This is a genomic window from Paraburkholderia sp. (genome assembly GCF_034668105.1).
Lineage (GTDB): Bacteria > Pseudomonadota > Gammaproteobacteria > Burkholderiales > Burkholderiaceae > Paraburkholderia.
Window position 1 is genome coordinate 1 of sequence record NZ_JAXDPY010000213.1, and the last position, 21,675, is coordinate 21,675.

General features: G+C 62.4%; 21 protein-coding genes and 1 pseudogene. 9 read left to right on the forward strand and 13 right to left on the reverse strand.

Annotation, left to right across the window (positions count from 1 at the left end; genetic code table 11):
- Positions 1-517: 517 nt before the first annotated feature.
- From kynA to kynB, 3 genes are all read right to left on the reverse strand, one after another.
- On the reverse strand, positions 518-1,477 hold the full coding sequence (kynA, locus tag QOC89_RS09975) for a tryptophan 2,3-dioxygenase (protein ID WP_323044855.1): 960 nt from the start codon (positions 1,475-1,477) through the stop codon (positions 518-520).
- A 10-nt stretch (positions 1,478-1,487) separates the two neighbouring features.
- A complete protein-coding gene (gene kynU, locus QOC89_RS09980; protein ID WP_323044856.1) occupies positions 1,488-2,738 on the reverse strand; it encodes a kynureninase in 1,251 nt (416 codons plus the stop codon).
- Positions 2,739-2,834: 96 nt separating this feature from the next.
- Entirely contained in the window at positions 2,835-3,473 is a 639-nt protein-coding gene (gene kynB, locus QOC89_RS09985; protein ID WP_323044857.1) for an arylformamidase, read from the reverse strand.
- Between the two features lie 130 nt (positions 3,474-3,603).
- Here kynB and QOC89_RS09990 point away from each other — a divergent pair, with 130 nt between their 5' ends.
- Positions 3,604-4,113: an Lrp/AsnC family transcriptional regulator gene (locus QOC89_RS09990; RefSeq protein WP_323044858.1), complete on the forward strand. Its 510-nt coding sequence runs from the start codon at positions 3,604-3,606 to the stop codon at positions 4,111-4,113.
- 107 nt (positions 4,114-4,220) lie between these two features.
- On the opposite strand, the gene QOC89_RS09995 is transcribed toward QOC89_RS09990, so the two are convergent.
- The gene (locus QOC89_RS09995) at positions 4,221-4,730 is read right to left on the reverse strand and encodes a flavin reductase family protein (protein ID WP_323044859.1); all 510 of its coding nucleotides are present in this window, start codon (positions 4,728-4,730) and stop codon (positions 4,221-4,223) included.
- Positions 4,731-4,986: 256 nt separating this feature from the next.
- On the opposite strand from QOC89_RS09995, the gene msrA reads away from it, so the two are divergent.
- Positions 4,987-5,535: a peptide-methionine (S)-S-oxide reductase MsrA gene (msrA, locus tag QOC89_RS10000; RefSeq protein ID WP_323044860.1), complete on the forward strand. Its 549-nt coding sequence runs from the start codon at positions 4,987-4,989 to the stop codon at positions 5,533-5,535.
- Positions 5,536-5,604: 69 nt separating this feature from the next.
- Here msrA and QOC89_RS10005 read toward each other — a convergent pair whose 3' ends face one another.
- The 3 genes from QOC89_RS10005 to pdxH form a co-directional block, all read right to left on the reverse strand.
- Complete coding sequence (locus tag QOC89_RS10005) at positions 5,605-7,002, reverse strand: DUF72 domain-containing protein (RefSeq protein ID WP_323044861.1); 1,398 nt, start codon at positions 7,000-7,002, stop codon at positions 5,605-5,607.
- Between the two features lie 101 nt (positions 7,003-7,103).
- Positions 7,104-8,318: a cyclopropane-fatty-acyl-phospholipid synthase family protein gene (locus QOC89_RS10010; RefSeq protein ID WP_323044862.1), complete on the reverse strand. Its 1,215-nt coding sequence runs from the start codon at positions 8,316-8,318 to the stop codon at positions 7,104-7,106.
- Between the two features lie 139 nt (positions 8,319-8,457).
- Positions 8,458-9,099: a pyridoxamine 5'-phosphate oxidase gene (gene pdxH, locus QOC89_RS10015; protein WP_323044863.1), complete on the reverse strand. Its 642-nt coding sequence runs from the start codon at positions 9,097-9,099 to the stop codon at positions 8,458-8,460.
- Positions 9,100-9,331: 232 nt separating this feature from the next.
- Between pdxH and tcdA the strand changes: the two genes are divergently transcribed.
- Positions 9,332-10,189: a tRNA cyclic N6-threonylcarbamoyladenosine(37) synthase TcdA gene (tcdA, locus tag QOC89_RS10020; protein WP_323044864.1), complete on the forward strand. Its 858-nt coding sequence runs from the start codon at positions 9,332-9,334 to the stop codon at positions 10,187-10,189.
- 111 nt (positions 10,190-10,300) lie between these two features.
- On the opposite strand, the gene trxA is transcribed toward tcdA, so the two are convergent.
- On the reverse strand, positions 10,301-11,149 hold the full coding sequence (trxA, locus tag QOC89_RS10025; RefSeq protein WP_323044865.1) for a thioredoxin: 849 nt from the start codon (positions 11,147-11,149) through the stop codon (positions 10,301-10,303).
- A gap of 111 nt (positions 11,150-11,260) precedes the next feature.
- Positions 11,261-12,136: a pirin family protein gene (locus QOC89_RS10030; protein WP_323044866.1), complete on the reverse strand. Its 876-nt coding sequence runs from the start codon at positions 12,134-12,136 to the stop codon at positions 11,261-11,263.
- 175 nt (positions 12,137-12,311) lie between these two features.
- On the opposite strand from QOC89_RS10030, the gene QOC89_RS10035 reads away from it, so the two are divergent.
- Complete coding sequence (locus tag QOC89_RS10035) at positions 12,312-13,193, forward strand: EamA family transporter (RefSeq protein WP_323044867.1); 882 nt, start codon at positions 12,312-12,314, stop codon at positions 13,191-13,193.
- A 90-nt stretch (positions 13,194-13,283) separates the two neighbouring features.
- Here the strand turns inward: QOC89_RS10035 and QOC89_RS10040 are convergent, their stop codons facing one another.
- Together QOC89_RS10040 and tsaE are read right to left on the reverse strand one after the other, a co-directional pair.
- On the reverse strand, positions 13,284-14,876 hold the full coding sequence (locus QOC89_RS10040; RefSeq protein ID WP_323044868.1) for an N-acetylmuramoyl-L-alanine amidase: 1,593 nt from the start codon (positions 14,874-14,876) through the stop codon (positions 13,284-13,286).
- Positions 14,858-15,478: a tRNA (adenosine(37)-N6)-threonylcarbamoyltransferase complex ATPase subunit type 1 TsaE gene (tsaE, locus tag QOC89_RS10045; RefSeq protein ID WP_323044869.1), complete on the reverse strand. Its 621-nt coding sequence runs from the start codon at positions 15,476-15,478 to the stop codon at positions 14,858-14,860. Before tsaE ends, QOC89_RS10040 begins: the two co-directional genes overlap by 19 nt.
- A 17-nt stretch (positions 15,479-15,495) precedes the next feature.
- Between tsaE and queG the strand changes: the two genes are divergently transcribed.
- The 3 genes from queG to xerD all read left to right on the forward strand — a co-directional run bounded on the left by queG (position 15,496) and on the right by xerD (position 18,262).
- Positions 15,496-16,737 (forward strand): tRNA epoxyqueuosine(34) reductase QueG, encoded by a 1,242-nt coding sequence (queG, locus tag QOC89_RS10050; RefSeq protein ID WP_323044870.1) that lies wholly within the window; start codon positions 15,496-15,498, stop codon positions 16,735-16,737.
- A gap of 122 nt (positions 16,738-16,859) precedes the next feature.
- Positions 16,860-17,330 (forward strand): methylated-DNA--[protein]-cysteine S-methyltransferase, encoded by a 471-nt coding sequence (locus QOC89_RS10055; protein ID WP_323044871.1) that lies wholly within the window; start codon positions 16,860-16,862, stop codon positions 17,328-17,330.
- Positions 17,327-18,262 (forward strand): site-specific tyrosine recombinase XerD, encoded by a 936-nt coding sequence (gene xerD / locus QOC89_RS10060; protein ID WP_323044872.1) that lies wholly within the window; start codon positions 17,327-17,329, stop codon positions 18,260-18,262. The genes QOC89_RS10055 and xerD overlap by 4 nt, the downstream gene beginning before the upstream one ends.
- Before the next feature lie 132 nt (positions 18,263-18,394).
- Here xerD and QOC89_RS10065 read toward each other — a convergent pair whose 3' ends face one another.
- Entirely contained in the window at positions 18,395-19,957 is a 1,563-nt protein-coding gene (locus QOC89_RS10065; protein WP_323044873.1) for a class I adenylate-forming enzyme family protein, read from the reverse strand.
- 138 nt (positions 19,958-20,095) lie between these two features.
- Here QOC89_RS10065 and ybaK point away from each other — a divergent pair, with 138 nt between their 5' ends.
- Both ybaK and plsY read left to right on the forward strand, forming a co-directional pair.
- A complete protein-coding gene (gene ybaK, locus QOC89_RS10070) occupies positions 20,096-20,587 on the forward strand; it encodes a Cys-tRNA(Pro) deacylase (protein WP_323044874.1) in 492 nt (163 codons plus the stop codon).
- A gap of 113 nt (positions 20,588-20,700) precedes the next feature.
- The gene (plsY, locus tag QOC89_RS10075; protein ID WP_323044875.1) at positions 20,701-21,345 is read left to right on the forward strand and encodes a glycerol-3-phosphate 1-O-acyltransferase PlsY; all 645 of its coding nucleotides are present in this window, start codon (positions 20,701-20,703) and stop codon (positions 21,343-21,345) included.
- Positions 21,346-21,605: 260 nt separating this feature from the next.
- On the opposite strand, the pseudogene QOC89_RS10080 reads toward plsY, so the two are convergent.
- Positions 21,606-21,675: pseudogene (locus QOC89_RS10080) on the reverse strand (YajQ family cyclic di-GMP-binding protein); the annotation flags it as partial.

A 21,675-nucleotide genomic window follows, 5' to 3' on the forward strand; every position in this document is an offset into this window, starting at 1 on the left:
ATCAGCGTTTCAAGCTGCCGGATTTGCCGGTCGCATGCGCCAAACGCCGACAGGGCGAGTTTTTCATACTGAAGCGCATCAACAGGCGGGCGTGATGCTGTTTGATTCTTCTTAATGGGTTTGCTCATGGTGCGATTTCCGGTGTGTTCCTGAACTTCCCGAACACTCGCCAACAAACAGATGGGGTGAGCGGGCACGTAGCGAGTTTGAGAGACCGGCGGTAGTTCAAACCGGCGGGCCTTTCGACCCACTCACTGCGGCCCGCCCTCTGAATGGACGTGCTGAAGCAAGCACACAACCCACAAATGCAGGTTATGCGAACTACCGTTCGGGCTCTCACACCCGGCCGCTTTCTCTCACGGCAAACAGAAAACTAAATCACCCGTTTTTCGAGACGATCAACCACACAGGCTAAATGCGCGAGCTATGACCAATCTTTACATTCGGGTCAATGTGGCATCGACTCACCACCCAACCACGATCAACGCATCGCACACCGACGACCACACAAAGACATCTAAAGCATCGTCCTCACATGCCAAAGCTCAGGAAACAAAACCACATCCAGCATCTTCCGCAGATAAGGCGCGCCACTCGTCCCGCCTGTACCTTGCTTGAACCCAATAATCCGCTCGACCGTCGTCACATGCCGAAACCGCCACTGCCGAAACGCATCCTCGAGATCGACCAACTCCTCCGCCATCTCATACAACTCCCAATGCTGCGAAGGATTGCGATACACCTCCAACCACGCAGCCTCAACCGAAGCATCGTGAGTAGTAGGCTGCGTCCAATCCCGCTCCAACCTCGACGGTGAAATCTCAAACCCACGCCGAGCGAGTAACCGCACAACTTCATCATAGAAGGAAGGCGCTTGCAGCGAAGCCGTCACCTCGGCAAGCACATCCGGCCGATGCGCATGCGGCTTGAGCATCTGCTCATTCTTATTGCCGAGCAGAAACTCGATCTGCCGATACTGATAAGACTGGAACCCGGAAGAGCTACCCAGATAAGGCCGCATCGCCGTGTACTCGGACGGCGTCATCGTCGCGAGAACGCTCCATGCCTGAACCAATTGCTCCATGATTCGCGACACGCGCGCGAGCATCTTGAACGCCGGCGGCAACTCATCGCGATGCACCGCCTTCAGCGCCGCGCGCAACTCGTACAACGCGAGCTTCATCCACAACTCGCTTGTTTGATGCTGAATGATGAACAGCATCTCGTTGTGATCCGGCGACAAAGGATGCTGCGCATCCAACACCGTCCCCAGCGACAGATAATCGCCGTAACTCATCGACTCCGAAAAATCGAGTTGCGCGTCGTGCCAGCCATCGCCGGAATCGGAAGCCGAGGGAGCAGGGGATGCAGCGGACCCAGCCGACCCTCCCGGAGCAGCCCCACTCCCATACCCAAACGGACACCCCTGCGCCAGCTTCTCTTCCGGCAGACCCGGGGTTTGCATGTGATCGGTCATCGCGTGCTCCTCAGGTCACAGCGCCGCGAGCGGCAAACTCAGGCGCCCGCCAGGTCTCTTGCGCCAGCACCTCGCGCAACGTCTCCACCGCATCCCACACATCGACAAAACGCGTATACAGCGGCGTAAAGCCAAACCGCAACACACGCGGCTCGCGATAATCACCGATCACGCCACGCGCGATCAACGCCTGCATGACTTCATAACCATGCGGATGCTCGAAGCTCGCATGCGAACCACGCTGCGCATGCTCTCGAGGCGTCACGAGTGTCAGCGGAAACTCGCTGCAACGCGCCTCGACCAGTTCGATAAACAAGTCGGTCAGTGCCAGCGACTTCGTGCGGATCGTCTGCATATCGGTTTGCAGGAACACGTCGAGCCCGCATTCGACCATCGACATCGACACCATCGGCTGCGTGCCGCACAAAAACCGGCCAATGCCGTCATCGGGCTGATACGCGGGATCCATTTTGAACGGCGCGCGATGACCCCACCATCCGGACAACGGTTGCGAGAAATCGTTTTGATGGCGCTTGGGCACCCATACGAATGCCGGCGAACCCGGACCGCCATTCAGATATTTATACGTGCAGCCCACCGCGTAATCCGCGTCGACGCCATTGAGATCGACCGGCACCGCACCCGCCGAATGCGCAAGGTCCCACAGCGCGAGCGCGCCCTTGTCGTGGATCAGCCTGGTCAGCGCGGCCATGTCGTGCATATAGCCGGTGCGGTAGTTCACATGCGTGATCATCACGATCGCGGTGTCGTCGCCGATCGCGGCAGGCAGCTCGGACGGATCGTCGACGAGGCGCAATTCATACCCACGGTCGAGCTGTTCGATCAGCCCTTGTGCGATGTACAGATCGGTCGGGAAATTCGAACGCTCGGAGACGATCACGCGACGCTTCGGATCGCGCGCATTCGCCACCCGCACAGCGGCGGAGAGCAGCTTGAAGAGGTTGATCGAAATCGTATCGGTGACAACCACTTCGTTGTCCGCCGCACCGATCAGCGGCGCTAGCTTGTTGCCGAGCCGGCGCGGCAGTTCGAACCAGCCGGCATTGTTCCAGCTGCGGATCAGGCCTTCGCCCCACTCGGCGGCGATGACGGTTTGCGCGCGTTGCGCGGCGGCGGCCGGCGGCGCACCCAGCGAATTGCCGTCGAGGTAGATGGTGGTCGATGAGAGCGCGAACCGGTCGCGCAGCGGCGCGAGCGGGTCGGTGCTATCCAGCGCCAAGGCTTCTTCACGGGTGTTCATGATGGTCCTGTCAGTCAGATCGAGGAATTCGGTGGATGCGGTGAATGTGTGATGCAGTTTGCTGAGGAGCGGCCATGGGCCATGGGTCGTCAGCCGTCAGCGGGATTCGGGCAGCGCGCGCAATATGGCACGCACGGGGCTCGCGTCGAGCGTGGTCAGCTTGAGCGGCAGCGCGATCAGTTCGTAGTCGCCGGGTGCGACAGCGTCCAGCACGATGCCTTCGAGGATCGCCATGCGATGTGCGCGAATCCGGTGGTGCGCGTCCATCGTCTTCGATTCCTGCGGGTCGAGGGAGGGCGTGTCGATGCCGATCAGTTTCACACCGTTGGCCGCGAGCAGATCGATCGTTTCGGGCGCCACTGCGCAGAACGCGCTGTCCCATGCCGCAGTCGGCGCGTTTTCGTAAGTTCTTAGTAAGACTCGGGGTGGCAGGTCGTCGAGCGCGCCGATCAGGTGTTGTGGCGTCACAACAGGCGAAGCGCCGATGCAATGAATGACGCGGCAGCGTCCGAGGTACGCTTCGAGCGGCACCAGACCGATTGCCGCGCCGTCGGCATCGTAGTGAAGCGGGGCATCGGTGTGGGCGCCGGTGTGGGGCGACAGCGTCAGCCGTGCGACGTTGACGGGCGAGCCCGCCTCCATGCGCCACACGCGTTCTATGCCCACCGGCGTATCGCCGGGCCAGACGGGCGTCGAGGTATCGACGGCGGGGGTGATGTCCCAGAGTGTGTCCATGTCTCCATCGGCAGATTGTCTCTATCCGGGAATGATAGGTGGCCTGCGGCGAAATGTGATTGCGAAAAAATCTCCTTCTAAGCCCTGTCTTGGAACATAATTTGATTCAAATGGGAAAGGGAGACCGAATATGAACGCGATCTCGCTCGACGCCACCGATTGCCGTATGTTGACGGTGCTTCAGCAAGAAGGACGGATCAGCAATCTCGACCTGGCGGAGCGTATTTCGCTTTCGCCGTCGGCCTGTCTACGACGCCTGCGCCTGCTCGAAGAGCAGGGCGTCATCGAACATTACCGCGCGTGTCTGAACCGCGAAGTGCTGGGCTTCGAACTGGAAGCGTTCGTGCAGGTGTCCATGCGCAACGACCAGGAGAACTGGCACGAGCGTTTTGCGGAAGCGGTGCGGGATTGGCCGGAAGTAGTCGGCGCATTTGTCGTGACCGGCGAAACCCATTATCTGCTGCGGGTGCTCGCCCACAATCTCAAACACTATTCGGATTTCGTGCTGCAACGCCTCTATAAGGCGCCAGGCGTGATGGATATTCGTTCGAATATCGTGCTGCAAACGCTAAAGGAAGATTCCGGCGTGCCGGTTGCGCTAGTGACGAAAACCAGCGGCCACAGCGCATCGCATAACTGACTGCGAGCGGCGGGTCGGCTTGCGTTGGCTTGTACGTTGGCGCGTTGCACAGCGCAGTTTCTGGCTGTGCTTGCGGGCGCTGTCAAAACGCCGGCGCCGCGCCGCGTTCAGAGCGGTTTGAGTCCGTGGAACAGACCGTTCTGAAAGACCAGCGGCGCGATGTCCGCGGCATTCTCGTGAACGCCGCAGCGCTCCACTTCACCGACGAAAATCACGTGGTCGCCTTCTTCATAGCGACTGCGGTTATGGCATTCGAACCAGGCCAGCGCACCGTCGAGCACCGGCATGCCGGTGTCGCCCTCGGCGTGCGACACACCTTCGAAACGGTCGCCCTTCACAGTGGCAAAGCGTTTGCACAGATCGAGTTGCGACGCGGCCAGCACGTTGACCACGTAGTGGCTATTCGTCCGGAACACCGACATCGACGCCGAGCGGCTAGCGAGACTCCACAGCACCAGCGGCGGATTGAGCGAAACCGAATTGAACGAGCTGGCCGTAATGCCGATCAATTGGCCGGACGCTGCACGCGTTGTAATGACGGTGACGCCGGTGGCGAATTGACTAAGCGCCTGTTTGAAGGCGAGCTGGTCGAAATTGGGCGGGCTGGCGCGCTTCATTGGGCGGAAGTCCCGGAGCCGAGCCAGTTGAACCCCTGGCTGAACTCATCGCGCGTGCGGTTGGAAACAAATGATTCGAAAGTCATAGTGAAAATCGTCGATTTGTCCCAATTTTAACTGCAATCGCGGTGGACTGGCCGCGACCCCTGCCGGCTAGTGGAAAAACCGCTAAGCTGGAAAGTCCCGGTTGCGGAATGTGTGTTGCTGTTTAGCGGAACCGGCGTCCGCCGACTATCAGTATCAAGGAGCAAGCAGCATGAGTCAGACAGGCGAAGTCGCCACCCTCGGTGGCGGGTGTTTCTGGTGCCTCGAAGCGGTGTATCTGGGCGTCGAAGGCGTGAACTCGGTGGAGTCGGGCTATGCGGGTGGCCAGACCGAACGGCCGACCTATGAACAGGTGTGCGATGGGGTGACGGGTCACGCGGAAGTCGTGAATGTCGACTTCGATCCGGCGAAGATCAGCTATCGCGAGATTCTCGATATTTTTTTCGCGATCCACGATCCGACCCAGTTGAACCGGCAGGGCAACGACGTGGGCACGCAATACCGCTCGGTGATTTTCACGCATTCCGATGCCCAGCGTGAATCGGCGTTACAGGCGATTCGCGAGATCGGCGAACAGCAGATTTACGACGGCCAGATCGTCACCCAGGTGCTGCCGCTCGACGGCAACTACTGGCCGGCCGAAGCGTATCACCAGAATTATTTCGCGCAGCATCCGAATCAAGGGTACTGCTCGTTCGTGGTGGCGCCGAAGGTCGCGAAGTTTCGTCAGAAGTTTGCGCATCGGATCAAGGCAAGCTGAGTGGTTTGCGGTTGGGCGCGGCGAGGCCTAGGCCGGCTCGTCGCGTTCGTAGCCTTCGCCGTCTTCCTTCTACCTGCCGTCATCTGGCAACGGCGGCTCTTGCTGATGCTCGTGTTCGTGTTCGTGAGCAAGCCGCGCATACGCTTCAATAATCGCCCTTGCCAGTTCCACGCAGCTTAACGGCGCCGAGCCTTCCGCCTTGTTATTGATCGCGATCACCACCGGCTGGCCGGCCAGCGCATAGCGCGCGGCCAGTTCGGCGAGCGCGGCGCGGGTCGACGGGTCTTGGTCGACCAGTTGGTTGAACGGCTCGTACTTGGCCTTTGCCTGCTCGTATTTGAAGCCGCCGTGCAAACTCCAGCGCACGATCAGCGGACCGGCCGGTTCGCCGTCCAGCAGCGCGAGCGCCGCCGCCTGACGCAGCGGGTCCGGCATGCGCGCATGAATCCCCACGCAATACCTTACGCCCGCCGTTTTCAGCGTGCGGATGAAGCGCGGCGTGAGCAAACTCGCATCGCGGATTTCGATCGCGTAGCACGTGCCGTCAGGCAGCCTGGGCAACGCCAACAGAAATTCGGCGAGGCGTTCGATGAACACCGCCGGTTGCGCGAGCATCTGGTCGGGCAACGGCGAGAGCTGGAACACCAGCGCGCCGGCTTTCGCGCCGAGGCCTTCGAGGCATGGCGTGACGAATTCGTCGATCGCTATTTGTGCGTTCAGGAAGCAGGGGTTCAGCGAGACCGGCTCGCCGCGTTCGGCGCGCACGGTGGCGTCTGTGATCGTCATCGGCGCTTTGACGATGAAGCGGAAGTGCGCCGGCACTTGCTGCGCGTAGCGCAAGTATTCGGTGACAGTGAGCGCCTGGTAAAACGACCGGTCGATGCTGACCGTTCTGAGCAGCGGATGCGCGCCATAAGCTGTCAGACCTTCGCGCGAGAGTTTGCTATTGCTGTAGTCGTCGCCGTACACGATGCCGTTCCAGCCCGGAAACGACCATGTCGATGTACCGAGGTGCACCTGTGGCGGCAAGTCGGCGGCGAGCGCCAGGAGTTCGGGAGAGGGCGGGGCGGCGAGAACGTCGCGGGTACGGCGTTTCTTCGGCGTATTGTTGGTCGCGGTCGCTGCGTTGGCTGCGGTCTCGGTATCGGTTTGAGATCGCACCGGCGCATTGTCTTCCTGCCAGAGCATAGTGGCACCGCTTGCCTTTGTGCGTGGCTCACGACCCCGTTCAGCCTGAACCACGGCAGCGAGCGCCTGCGTTGCCGCCGAGCTTCCCGCTGCGACGCCGGTAGCTGCTTCAGCTCCGGCAATCCCGCGCTGCGCCTTTGCACCCGCATCCGCCTTCGATGATACCGCCGGCGTTTCCACCGGCATCCCGAACAGATCGAACTGCACGACGGCGTCCGCCTGCGCGTCATGCTCGCCGCTCACCGGCTGTTCAACTGCGCTCGTCCCGCTCTGGTCCATCGATGTTCGACCCGCTGTTTAAGGTTTGCGCCGCGTCGCCCCGCTCATGCAATGCATGCACCGGGCACGCGGCGACGGCGACTCGCCGCGGCGCAACCGTATCACAACGTTTTGTCGTACATATAGCGGCGCGACCACGGCAAGGTTTTTGCGCTGCGGCCGGCTTTGCGGCACACCACCTGGTAGATCGAGACGTCGTCGGTTTCGAACGCGTACGCGCAACCGGCGAGGTACACGCGCCAGATGCGGAATTTTTCGTCGTCGACCAGCTTGCGGGCTTCGTCCGCATGCGCCTCGAAGTTCTCTGCCCAGATGTCCAGCGTGTGCGCATAGTGACGGCGCAGGCTTTCCACGTCAACCGCTTCGAGGCCGCCGCGCTGCATGGCTTCAAGCGCGAGGCTGATATGCGGCAGCTCGCCGTCGGGAAACACATAGCGGTCGATGAATTCGCCGCCGCCTAGCGCGGTTTCGCCGCTGTCCGAATCGCTGGACGTGATGCCGTGATTCATGGCGACGCCGTCATCGACGAGCAGATCGCGAATCTTCTCGAAGTAACCCGGCAGATTTTTGCGGCCCACATGCTCGAACATGCCGACGCTGGTGATGCGGTCGAACTGTCCGTCAACGTCGCGGTAATCCTGCAGACGAATCTCGATCTGATTTTCCAGGCCTGCGGCTTTCACGCGCGCCGTGGCGAGATCGAACTGATTCTGCGACAGCGTCACGCCGACACACTTCGCGCCGAACTTCTGCGCCGCGCGCAGAACGAGCGCGCCCCACCCACAGCCGATATCGAGCAGACGCTGCCCCGGTTGCAACTGGATCTTGGTGAGAATGTGGTCGATCTTCTTGATCTGCGCGGTGGCGAGGTCTTCATCGCCATTCTCGAAGTACGCACACGAGTACACCATATTCTCGTCGAGCCACAGCTTGTAGAACTCGTTCGAGACATCGTAGTGGTACTGAATGGCCTTCTTGTCCGACGACTTCGAATGATTGAAGTAGCGCCGCACGCGCGCCAGCTTGCTCGCGCTGGTGACCGTGTTGCGCGCCAGCTGATAGCCGATGTTGATGATGTCCGACAGTTTGCCTTCAATGTCGATCTTGCCCTTAACGTACGCCTCGCCGAGATTGTCGAGGCTCGGTTCGAGCAGATACGGCAGCGCCGTGGCAGTTTTGACGTGTAGCGTGACCTGAGGCGCGGCGAACTGCCCGAAGTCATGTTGCTGGCCGTCCCACAGCACAAGGCGTGCTGGCAGGTTAGCCTTGGTTTTGACGTCTTCCACCCACTGCGCCAGCTTCTTCTCCCAGAACATGTGATTTCTCCGTGTCCGTTGAACTAAAGCAAAGCCTGTGTGGATCGCTGCCCACTGCGACGCTACTCCTATGCCGCGAGGCGCAATCCGGCCGTCGCGCTGCTGCGTTGGCAACGCGCATACGGCGCTGTATGTCGATTCAAGGCGATAGGCGGGAGAGTTGCCAGTCGCTGTTTTCGCTTGACCGCGTATAGAGCAAACGGTCGTGTAGACGCGACGGTCGGCCCTGCCAGAATTCAATTGCTTCGGGTACCAAACGATAACCGCCCCAGTGCGGTGGGCGCGGCGGCTGGTCGCCGTATTGCAGGCTGATTTCGCGTTCGCGTGTTTCGAGCTGCGAACGGCTTTCAATTACCTGACTTTGATTGGATGCCCACGCGCCGATGCGCGAACCGAGCGGGCGCGAGTGGTAATACGTATCGCTTTCTTCAGGGCTCGTTTTGACGATGCGGCCTTCGACGCGCACCTGGCGTTCGAGCTCGATCCAGTAGAAGAGCAGGCTCGCGTAGGGATTGGCAGCCAGCTCGCGGCCCTTGCGGCTTTCATAGTTGGTGAAGAACACAAAGCCGCGTTCGTCGACCCCTTTGATCAGCACGATGCGCGCCGACGGCCGGCCGCGCGAATCCACCGTGGCCAGCGTCATCGTATTCGGCTCGGGCAGTTGGGCGTCTACCGCTTGTTGAAACCACGTGTCGAATTGACGAAACGGGTTGCGGTCGATATCGGCAACGTCCAAAGAACCCAGCGAATAGTTTTTTCGAAGTTCGGCGAGTGAGGTCATGTTCTTATGCGAACGCTACAGTCCAATTAGTATAGCCAAGGCTTGAATTTTTTGCGCGCGACCAGGTCAAGGCCCCCTGCGCTATGGGGAGATCTCAGGCGGCCACGTTTTTAATGATCCGTGCCTCAAGCTTGGTACGGCCATGCGGATTAGCGCGATCAGGCAGAATACGGGCTATGAACGCTTCGGCGTGACCACTTTGTGTTTGCCTGCTTTGAACGAGCCTCCCACCATGTCCAGCATCACCGCGCATTCCGATCTTACTACCAGCCTCGACGGGAATGAAATCGCCGACCGCGCGCGGCGCTTTGGCGGCATTGCCCGCTTGTACGGTGCGCCGGCGCTCGCCGCGTTCGAAGGGGCGCATGTCGCGGTGATCGGTATCGGCGGAGTGGGCTCGTGGGTCGCGGAGGCGTTGGCGCGCAGCGCGGTCGGCACGCTGACCTTGATCGATCTCGACAACGTCGCCGAGAGCAACACGAACCGTCAGATCCACGCACTGGACGGTAACTACGGAAAACCGAAAGTCGAGGCAATGGCCGAACGCATCGCGGCAATCAATCCGTTCTGCGACGTGCGGCTGATCGAAGACTTCGTCGAGCCGGACAATTTCGCGGCGACGCTCGGCGGTGGGTTCGATTATGTGATCGATGCGATCGACAGTGTGCGCACCAAGACCGCGTTGATCGCGTGGTGTGTCGAGCAGAAGCAGCCGCTGATTACGGTGGGCGGTGCCGGTGGCCAACTGGATCCGACGCGCATTCGTATCGACGATCTCGCGTTGACCATCCAGGACCCGTTGCTATCGAAAGTACGCGGGCAGCTGCGCAAGCAACATGGTTTTCCGCGTGGTCCGAAGGCGAAGTTCAAGGTCAGCGCGGTGTATTCCGATGAGCCGCTCATCTATCCAGAAGCCGCCGTGTGCGATATCGACGAGGACGCGGAGCACGTCACGACGTCGCCGGGTCATACGGGACCGGTCGGTTTGAACTGTGCGGGATTTGGCTCGAGCGTGTGTGTGACGGCGAGCTTCGGTTTTGCCGCGGCCGCGCATGTGTTGCGGGCATTGGCGAAGCAGGCGGAGGGTTGAGGCGGTAGAACGTCGCCGCTTTAGAGTATTCAGGCGGTCAGGCGGGTTGGAGCAAGGTATGCCACAGTGCATTCAGGCGCGGCACCACGCCGCACCTGAACACAGTACACGTTAGAACAACAACGCACTCAGCTTGCGCCGCCATTGCGACACCAGCTCCGGCTGATGCGCGGCGAGGTCGAACACGGACAGCATGGTCTTACGGCCAATGTCGTCGCGGAACGTGCGGTCGCGTTGCACGATCGCCAACAAATGCTCGAGCGCGCCTTCGTATTTGCGGCGGGCGATCAGCGCGCTAGCCAGATCGAAGCGTGCTTCGAGATCGTCCGGATTTGCTGCGACGGCGGCTTCGAGTGCATCTGTAGGCGGCAGGTCAGCAGCCGCGTCCACTGCGTCGAGCCGGGTCTTGATCGCGTTGAAGCGGGCGTCGATTCCTTGCGTGGTTTTCGGCGACAGCAGGTCGACTTCGTTGCGCGCTTCGTCGATACGGTTGTCTTCCAGCAGCATTTCAATGCGGTCCATGCGCGCTTCGTCGAAACCGGGATCGTAGGCGAGGGCGGCTTGCAGCGCGTCATACGCATCCTCACGACGGCCTTCGGCCAACGCGGTTTGCGCTTCAACACGTGCCGCGTCCGCGCCTTGTGGCACGAGGCGCTCGATAAACTCGCGCAACTGCCCTTCCGGCAGCACGCCGACGAATTGATCGACCGGCTGGCCGTCCGCGAATGCCATGACGTGCGGAATGCTGCGCACCTGGAAGTGCCCGGCCAGTTCCTGGTTCTCGTCGACGTTCACCTTCACCAGCTTCCATTTGCCGGCGCCTTCGGCTTCGAGCTTCTCGAGCATCGGGCCGAGCGTCTTGCAGGGGCCGCACCAGGGCGCCCAGAAATCGACCAGCACAGGGGCCAGGGTCGACGCCGTGATGACGTCCTGTTCAAAAGTGGCCAGAGTGGTGTCCATTACGTCCTCGTGATAAAACGGTTTGTTGGCTAGGTGGGGCCGAGTGCGGCAAATTCAATGCGCGTTGCTCGCTGCTGTTTGCGCTGAGGCACGGCACTGATCGATACGCGCTCATTTTCTCGCCGGCAGCGGAATCCATTCGGTTTCGCCCGGTACCTTGCCCATTTCCTGGTTGGTCCAGGCCAGCTTCGCGGCTTCGATCTTCTCGCGCGAACTGGCGACGAAATTCCATTCGATAAAGCGCTCGCCATCCAGCTTCTCGCCGCCGAGCAGCATGACGCGCGCGCCGTGGGTGCTGGCGAGCGTGACGGTTTCATCGAGCGCGAGCACGGCCATCTGGCCCGCTTCGAGCGGCGTGCCGTCGATCTCCAGATCGCCGTCCACCAGATAGACACCACGTTCCTCGTGCTCCGGTTCGAGCGCGAAGGCGCCGCCCGGGGCGAACTCCGCGGCCACATACAGCGTGCCGGAAAAAGTCTCGACAGGCGAGGTTTCACCGAACGCGGCGCCCGCGATCACGCGCAGCGTGACGCCGTTGCGCTCGACCACCGGCAGCGTCGCGGCCGCGTGATGCGAGAACGACGGTTCGATGTCTTCGTCGTCGAGCGGCAGCGCGACCCAGGTCTGGATGCCGTGCATGGCGAGGCCGCTCGCGCGGTCTTCGGCCGGCGTGCGCTCCGAATGGACGATACCGCGGCCAGCCGTCATCCAGTTGACGTCGCCCGGCACGATCTTCTGCTCCGAGCCGAGGCTGTCGCGATGCATGATCGAGCCTTCGAACAGATACGTGACGGTGGCGAGGCCGATATGCGGATGCGGACGCACGTCGAGCCCGACGCCGGGTTCCAGCGTGGCGGGTCCCATGTGATCGAAAAAGATGAATGGGCCGATCAGGCGCGCGGCCATGGCCGGCAGCACGCGCCGCACAGTGAGGCTGCCGACGTCGCGCAGATGCGGTTTCAGGACTGCTTTGATCGAGGAAGACATGGGCAGGCTCGGCTGGAAGGGGAATCGGATTTTGGCTTAATGGTCGATTCTACTGCGGAGGCCGGAACGCCGACGGTTTGCGTCGCACTTCCCTCCGGGATTCCGTAACGCGTGCCGTCCCTCGCGCTGCCGGCTCCGTTAAAATTCCGGATCTAACAATCAAATGGAGACCGCGATGTCGCCCAGGGACTTACTGCTCGCACTCGTCGTCGTGGTGGCGTGGGGTGTCAATTTCGTCGTGATCAAGGTGGGTCTGCATGGCGTGCCGCCAATGCTGCTCGGTGCGCTGCGTTTCGCGCTCGCCGCCGTGCCGGCGGTGTTTTTCGTCAAGCGGCCGCAGATGCCGTGGCGCTGGCTGTTCGCTTACGGCGCGACGATTTCGTTCGGGCAGTTCGCTTTTCTGTTCTCGGCCATGTATGTCGGCATGCCGGCGGGGCTCGCGTCGCTCGTCTTGCAGGCGCAGGCTTTCTTCACGCTGATCTTCGCGGCGCTGTTTCTGCATGAGCGCTTTCGCATGCCGAACGTCGTCGGTTTGCTGATCGCGGCGGGCGGCCTCGCGATCATCGGCGTGCAGGGCGGCCATGCCATGACGCTCGCCGGTTTCGTCCTCACGCTGTGCGCCGCGGGTTCGTGGGCGCTCGGCAACATCGTCACGAAGAAGGTCGGCAAGGTCGATCTGGTCGGGCTGGTGGTGTGGGGCAGCCTGATTCCGCCGTTGCCGTTCCTGGCGCTGTCGTACGCGTTCGAAGGGCCGCAGCGGATCGTCGCGGCGCTGTCCGGCATCAGCGCGACGTCGATTTTCGCCATCGTCTATCTCGCGTTTATCGCCACGCTGATCGGCTATGGCTTGTGGAGCCGGCTGTTGTCGCGCTACCCGGCAAGCCAGGTGGCGCCGTTCTCGCTGCTGGTGCCGATTGTCGGGCTGGCTTCGGCGTCCCTGTTTCTCGACGAGCAGTTGTCCGTCGCGCAGATCGCGGGCGCCCTGCTCGTGATGGCGGGATTGGCGGTGAATGTGCTCGGCGGGTGGGTCATGCAGCGGATTTCAATGGCGCGTTGAATGCCGCGCAAGCGTGAAGCAGAAAAAACGGCCGCATCGAGCGGCCGTTTCGTTTGTTGCCGGCATGACGCGGTGTCATGTCGCTGAGCGTCAGGTCATGCGGCTCTTCGCCAGCGGCGGATTCGCCGCGAAATAGCGCTTGATGCCGGTCATGATCGCATCGGCCATTTTCTCCCGATACGCGTCGTCGTTCAGGCGGCGCTCCTCGTCCGGGTTGCTGATGAAGGCCGTTTCCACGAGGATCGACGGAATATCCGGCGCCTTCAGCACGGCAAACCCCGCCTGTTCCACCGACCCTTTGTGCAGCTTGTTGATGCCGCCGATTTCCTTCAGCACGAAGTTGCCGTAGCGCATCGAATCGCGGATCTGCGCGGTGGTCGACATATCGAATAGCGCACGGTTGACGGTGGCGTCGGCGGACTTGATGTTGATCCCGCCGATCTGATCCGACGAGTTCTCCTTGTTCGCCATCCAGCGCGCCGCGGCGCTCGACGCGCCGTGTTCCGACAGCGCGAACACCGACGAGCCCTTGGCATCGGGCGTGGTGAACGCATCCGCGTGGATCGAGACGAACAGGTCCGCGCCCACGCGCCGCGCCTTCTGCACGCGCACGTTCAGCGGCACGAAGAAGTCGGCGTCGCGTGTCATCATGGCGCGCATGTTGGGCTGGCCGTCGATCTTGGCGCGCAGCTTCTTCGCGATGTCGAGCGCGACGTGCTTCTCGTACGTGCCCGAGCCGCCGATCGCGCCCGGGTCTTCGCCGCCGTGACCCGGATCGATCGCGACAGTCAACAGACGCACCGTGTTGCTCTTGCCGGTTTTCGGGTTGGTGAAGGCGTAGTTGTCGTCGCCGCCGCTGTCGGTGTCGTCGCCACCCAGGTTGCTGCCGCTGGTGCCTCCCTTGTTGCGGGCGATCGCGACGGGCGGCGCGGACGGAGCCGCCGGCGCCGTGGGCGTGGACTTGCCGAGGATGGGCGGCACCGGGGGTGCGCCATGCACGGACGGGCGCGGCACCCCCGGCGCTGTGCCACCACTGCCGCCGCCGTTCTGCGCGTAGCGCTCGAAGAAAGCTTCACTGTTGTCGGCGGTGGGCGGCGTGGTGCCCGGGCCACTCAATGTGGCGGGCGGCGCGTTGTTTTCGTCCAGCGTTTGCTGCTTGTGCTCGGTCTGCGCGAGCAGATCCATCAGCGGGTCAGGCGCAACGGCAGGATACAGGTCGAACACCAGCCGGTACTTGTACGCGCCGACCGGCGGCAGCGTAAAGACTTGCGGCTTCACCGAGCCCTTCAGATCGAACACCATGCGCACGACGTGCGGCTGATATTGCCCAACGCGCACCGACTGGATCTGCGGATCGTTCGGCGTGATCTGCGACACCAGATCCTTTAACGCCTGATCCAGATCGAGGCCGCTCAGGTCGACCACCAGCCGGTCCGGACTTTGCAGCAACTGCTGTGCGTTCTGCAATGGCTGATCCGACTCGATCGTCACGCGCGTGTAGTCGCGCGCCGGCCAGACCCGCACGCCGAGCACCGAACTCGCCCACGCGAGACGCGGAGCGACCAGACCGAGCATCAGCGTGGACGCACCCGCGCATAGAATCTGCCGGCGCCGCCAGTTATGCGTTGCGGTCGCCGCCGATTCGATCGAGCGGAATGGTTTGATCAACATCTTTCGAGACATGCCTTTCCTGATTCGCTATATGCGCGTGCGACGAGTACGCGGCCGTTGCCTTCGTGGTCCAGGTCGAGCGAGAAGACGAGATCCGGCACGCCCAGCAGGCGGCCCGCGCGTTGCGGCCATTCGACGAGGCAGATGGCGCCGCTGTCGAAGTACTCGCGAAAGCCCGCGTCGGCCCATTCGGCCGGATCGGTGAATCTGTACAGATCGAAGTGATAGAGCGCGAGTTCCCCAGCAGGCCGTTCGAGCACGTAGGGTTCGACGAGTGTGTAAGTCGGACTGCGCACGCGACCGGTGTGGCCGAGGCCGCGCAGGGTTGCGCGCACGAGGGTGGTTTTGCCGGCCCCGAGGTCGCCGACCAGTTGCACTTGCAGTCCGAGGGATGCTGGCTCATTCGCGGCGAGCGGGGCGGGTTGTTGCGCTTCCTGCTGGGTGGTTTGCTGCGGGCTGTGCCGTGGCTTGCGCTGCAACTCGCGCACGCTTTCGATCGCCTGCGCGAAGCGCTCGCCGAAGGCATTCGTGGCGGCCTCGTCCGCGAGCGCGAAGGAGCGTTCGAGCAGGACATGGGCGGGCGGTTGGATCGCGAGATCGGGATTGACGGGCATTCTCGTAAAATGGCGTGATGAACCGAAGTCCGGAGTCCCCTGTTCCCCGCACGCCTGCGTCTAACGACGATGCGCGTGCCGAGCGTCATTTCGATGAAGCGGCGTTGCATGCGCTCGCGCTCAACATCAAAACGTGGGGCCGTGAACTGGGTTTCGGAGCGATCGGCATTAGCGACACCGATCTCTCCGCTGCCGAGGCGCCGCTTGCAGCATGGCTGGACGCGGGTTGCCACGGCGAGATGGATTATATGGCGAAACACGGTATGAAACGCGCGCGCCCCGCCGAGCTTGTGGCCGGCACGCGACGTGTGATTACAGCGCGCATCGCCTATTTGCCCGCCCAGACATTGAGTGGAAAGGCGCAAGAAAGCGCGTTGCAGGACTCGCCGCTCGCAGCGCAAGACTGGCGCGCAGCCGAGCATGCGCGGCTTGCGGACCCGTCGGCGGCGGTGGTGTCGATCTATGCGCGGGGCCGCGATTATCACAAGGTCATGCGTAATCGTTTGCAACATCTCGCCGAGAAAATCGAGGCGGAGATCGGTGCTTTCGGCTACCGCGTATTTACCGATTCGGCGCCGGTGCTCGAGGTAGAACTTGCGCAGAAGGCCGGCATCGGCTGGCGCGGCAAGCACACGCTGCTGCTGCAACGCGCTGCGGGTTCGCTGTTTTTCCTCGGCGAAATCTATGTCGATGTGCCGTTGCCCACCGATGCCGAGACGTCGCCGGAAAAGGCACCCGAAACGCCGGGCTCGCACTGCGGCAATTGCACGCGTTGCATCGGCGCGTGCCCGACGGGTGCGATCGTGGCGCCTTATAAGGTCGATGCACGTCTGTGCATTTCGTATCTGACGATCGAATTGAAGGGCAATATTCCCCTGGAAATGCGGCCGCTGATCGGTAATCGTGTGTATGGCTGCGACGACTGCCAGCTCGTGTGTCCATGGAACAAGTTTGCGCAGGCCGCACCAGTCGACGATTTCGATGTGCGGCATGGACTCGATCGCGCGACGCTGGTCGAACTCTTTGCGTGGAGCGCCGAGGAGTTCGATACGCGCATGCAGGGTAGTGCGATTCGTCGCATCGGCTATGAAAGCTGGTTGCGCAATCTGGCGGTGGGGATGGGTAATGCGCTGCGAGCTCCTTCTGATAGTTTGAGTGCGGACGCGCGCAAGGCGATTGTTGACGCGCTGAAGTTGCGTGTCGAGCACCCTTCGGCCGTGGTGCGCGAGCATGTGGAATGGGCGTTGGAAGCGGCGTAAAGTAGCGGCATTCCGGCGAGTACGTGGCAGGAAGACGCACGAGGTAGCGACGCGCTGCACGCTTATCGAACTACGCCACCGTGCAATTCGAAAAGTGCCTCGCCAATCACGGAGCAAGTACCATGTTCAACGCAGTGATCGATGCACCGTTCGGCAAGGTCGGCATCCGCCTCGAAGGCGAGGCCGTGCGCGAGATCGTCTATTTGCCGGAGTCGATGCAGAACGTCGCACCGGACACGCCTCTCGCGAAGCAGGCCGTCGAACAGATCGAGCGTTACTTCGAGCGTGCTTCCGCGAAGTTCGAATTGCCGCTGGCGGCGCTCGGCACCCCGTTTCAGCAGCGTGTCTGGCAAGCCATTAGTGACATCCCGCCGGGTGTCGTACGAACCTATGGACAACTCGCGAGGCAACTCGGCAGCGCCCCGCGCGCGGTTGGCCAGGCGTGCGGCGCCAATTACTTTCCGATCGTGATTCCGTGCCATCGGGTGGTTAGTTCGAGCGGCATTGGCGGATTCGCGCATCACGCCGACGACGGTTTTTTTCGCAACGTCAAGCGCTGGCTGCTGACGCATGAAGGCATTCCCTACGCATGAGCGATACCCTGACTGAAGACACGCCCATTGCGTCCCCTCTGTTTGCGGCCAGCTCCGCCTCGATCGATGCGTTCTGCGACGCGTTGTGGCTCGAGCACGGCTTGTCGCGCAATACGCTCGATGCGTACCGGCGCGATCTGCGGCTGTTCTGCGAATGGCTCGCGAACACTCGCAACACGTCGCTCGACACCGCTAGCGAGGCCGATCTCAACGCCTATAGCGCGGCCCGTCAGAAAGACAAATCCACCTCGGCGAACCGCCGCCTCTCGGTGTTTCGCCGCTATTACGGCTGGGCGGTGCGCGAGCATCGCGCGAAGGTCGATCCGACGGTGCGCATCCGTTCGGCCAAACAGCCGCCGCGTTTTCCGTCGACGCTTAGCGAAGCGCAAGTCGAAGCACTGCTCGGTGCGCCGGATATCGACACGCCCTTGGGCCTGCGCGACCGCACCATGCTGGAGTTGATGTACGCAAGCGGTTTGCGGGTCACCGAACTCGTCACGCTCAAGACGGTGGAAGTGGGCCTGAACGACGGCGTGGTGCGCGTGATGGGCAAGGGCTCGAAAGAGCGCCTGATTCCATTCGGCGAAGAGGCGCATGGCTGGATCGAACGCTATCTGCGCGAAGCCCGTCCTGCGTTGCTGGGTGCGCGCGCAACGGATGCGCTGTTCGTTACGAGCCGCGCGGAGGGCATGACCCGCCAGCAGTTCTGGAACATCATCAAGCGTCACGCGGCGGCGGCCGATGTTCATGCGCCACTCTCGCCACATACGCTGCGGCACGCGTTCGCGACGCACCTGCTGAACCATGGCGCCGATTTGCGCGTCGTGCAATTGCTGCTCGGTCATACGGATATCTCGACCACGCAAATCTATACGCACGTGGCCCGCGAACGGTTGAAGTCGCTGCATGCGCAGCATCATCCGCGCGGGTGATTCGTAAGGGCATTCGCGTTGGGTGCGAGTGCGCATGCAGTAATTTTCTTTGTGCGCTCAAGCCGGGGCCGAAGCCGAAGCCGAAGCCGAAGCCGAAGCCGAAGCGGAAGCCGAAGCCATTACGGCCACCGCTTAGACGAACTCGCGCAGCCGGTGCTTGAGAATCTTGCCAGTCGACGCCGCCGGCAACGCGGCGAGCACCCTCACCTCGGCAGGCCGCTTGTACGGCGCGAGTCGCTCCGCGCACCACGCGATGAGTTCACCCGACGACACCTGCGCGCCCGCGGTCAGCTCGACGAACGCGACCACTTCCTCGTTGCCCTCCACGGCACGCCCGATCACCGCTGATTGCACCACTTGCGGATGCGCGTTCAACACGTGCTCGACTTCCGCCGGGTACACGTTGAAGCCAGAACGGATGATCAGCTCCTTGCTGCGCCCGACGATGTGCAACGCACCATCCGGGTCCCGCCGTGCGAGATCGCCGGTCTTGAGCCAGCCGTCTTCGGTGACGGCGGCGCGAGTCTGCTCCGGGCTGCGGTAGTAACCCAGCATCACGTTCGGGCCACGCACCCAGAGTTCGCCGATTTCGCCAGGCGCGGCCTCCACGCCGTCGAGTTGGACGAACCGCACGTCAACGCCCGGAATGACTTCGCCGACCGAGCAATCGCGGCGCGGCGCATCGAGCATGGTGTGGGAGACCGTCGGGCTGCTCTCCGTCATCCCATAACCGTTGTGCAGCGGGAGGCCGTAGACGTTTTCGACCTGCGCTTTCAGCGCGGCGTCGAGCGGCGAGCCGCCCGAATAGGCAAAGCGCAGATGCGGCGCCGACCACGCGTGGCCGTGTGTCTGCAAATGTTCGAGCAGTTTGGCGTGCATGGCCGGAACGCCCTGGAAGATCGACACCCGCTCTTCGCCGAGCGCCCGCCGTACGGCTTCCGGCGCGAAACGCGGTGCGAGGCGCAGGGTCGCGCCGGCGTGCAGGCTGCCGAGACAGACCGAGGCGAAGCCATACACGTGCGAGATCGGCAGAACGGCATACACGACATCGTCCGGACCGACTTTGCGCAAGCGGCTCGACACGGCTGCGATGAAGAGCAGATTGCGATGCGACAGCATCACGCCTTTCGGGGCGCCGGTGGTTCCCGTGGTGTAGATCAGCGCGGCGCATTGGCGGTCATTCGCGGTTTCGACCGGTTCGGGCTTTGCGGTGCTGTCGATCGTGTACGACCAGGCGCCGATATCCGGCGCGAAAGCAGGCGCTGTGACGGCCTGATGCCGCGCCGCATGCTGTTGGGCATCCACGGAGCTTTCGACCGCATAGGCGACCACGCGAGGCTGCGCGTGCGCACGGATCGCGTCGAGTTCGGCGGCGGATAGGCGCGCGTTCGACACCAGTGCCCACGCGTCGAGTTTCGCGGTTGCGAATAGCAGCACGATCTGCGCGATGCTGTTCTCGGCCACGATCATCACGCGATCGCCGCCACGTACGCCCCATTCGCGGAGCAGCGCGGCGGCGGCGTCGACGGCTTCCAGGAGTTGCGCATTGGTGAGGCGGCGCGCATCCTCGATCAACGCGACGTGCCGCGGATCGCGCGCGGCGGCGAGCGCCGGAATGTCGGCGATACGCGCGGGCAGGGTGGCCAGTAGCGCGGGGATGTCGATCGTGGAACGGGTGGATGAATCGAGGCTCAACGCTGTCTCCAGTGGACTGTTTTATGCCCGGCATGCCGCGCCGGAAGATTTGCGAACGATCGTGCCACAATTGCCGGACCCGCACAATTGGCCGTTCGGCAAATAGCCGTTGTGCAAACTCGCCATTACAATGCGCCGATGAGCAAATCAAGACACGTCTCCGAAACGCCCGCGACGCAGTTTCTGCGCCGCCATGGCGTCACTTTCGGCGAACATCCTTACGATTACATCGAGCACGGCGGCACCGAGGAATCCGCGCGCCAGCTCGGCGTGGACGAACATCATGTCGTGAAGACCCTCGTGATGGAAGACGAGCACGCCAAGCCGCTGATCGTGCTGATGCACGGCGACCGCACCGTCAGCACCAAGAATCTGGCGCGGCAGATTGGCGCCAAACGCGTCGAACCGTGCAAGCCCGAGGTGGCGAACCGGCATTCGGGCTATCTGATCGGCGGCACCTCGCCGTTCGGCACGCGTAAGCAGATGCCGGTGTATGTCGAATCGAGCATTCTCGAGATGGACAAGATCTGGCTGAACGGCGGCCGGCGCGGTTTTCTGGTCAGCATCGAGCCTGGCATATTGACCGGCTTGCTGGCCGCGAAACCGGTCCAGTGCGCGAGCGTCGATTGATGTTTGCCTGAATGTTTTCCGGGCAGCTGGGTTCGGTAGAATGTGCGCCGCTTTGTTCCCTGTTGCGGTTGGAGTCTCGAGTTTCAGACCGCCGATCCTTATAAGAGTCCCAGATGCAAAACCTGATCGTTGCTGTCGTTGCCTACCTGATCGGCTCGGTGTCGTTTGCCGTGATCGTGAGCGCCGCGATGGGGCTGGACGACCCGCGCTCGTACGGCTCGGGCAACCCGGGCGCCACCAACGTGCTGCGCAGCGGCAGCAAGAAGGCCGCGATTCTCACCCTGATCGGCGACGCATTCAAAGGATGGCTGCCGGTGTGGTTCGTGGTGCACTTCGGCGCGCGCTACGGTCTTGACGATACGTCGGTCGCGATTGCGTCGGTCGCCGTGTTTCTCGGCCACCTGTATCCGATCTTCTTCCGCTTCAAGGGCGGTAAGGGCGTGGCGACCGCGGCAGGTGTGCTGCTCGCGATCAACCCGATTCTCGGCGTCGCCACCTTGCTGACGTGGCTCATCGTGGCGTTCTTCACACGTTATTCGTCACTGGCGGCACTGGCTGCGGCGGTGTTCGCGCCGATCTTCGACGGCTTTCTGTTCGGGCCGCATATCATCGCGCTGGCGATTGTCGTGATGAGTTCGCTGTTGGTGTGGCGCCACCGCGGCAACATCGCCAAGCTGATGCGCGGCCAGGAAAGCCGCATTGGTGACAGGAAAAAAGCCGATGCGGCAGCGAGAGCGGCGGGTGGGAACGAGTCTTGAGGGCGAGCAGGGTGCGTCCGACCGGGTGTCCGGATGTTAGCTGGCGTGCCCTGGTTGGCTTCCGGAGTACGCACTAAGAGCGCACTGCCGGTGTGGTGAGCGTTCGGTACACGCCGGGTGGTGCGCCTCAACTCAGTTAGGCGCCAGGTGCTGAAACTCTGTGTGGTGCGTTGCCGAGCGGTCAACATGCGTCCGTTCCGAGCCTCCATGCACCCCTTGCCGAGCCTCAACGCGCGCCCGGCAGTCAGCGTGTTTCGCGTTCAGTCGCGGAAGTTGTTGAAGTCGAGCGGCGTATCGGTCACGTCCTTGCGCAGCATCGCAATCACGCTT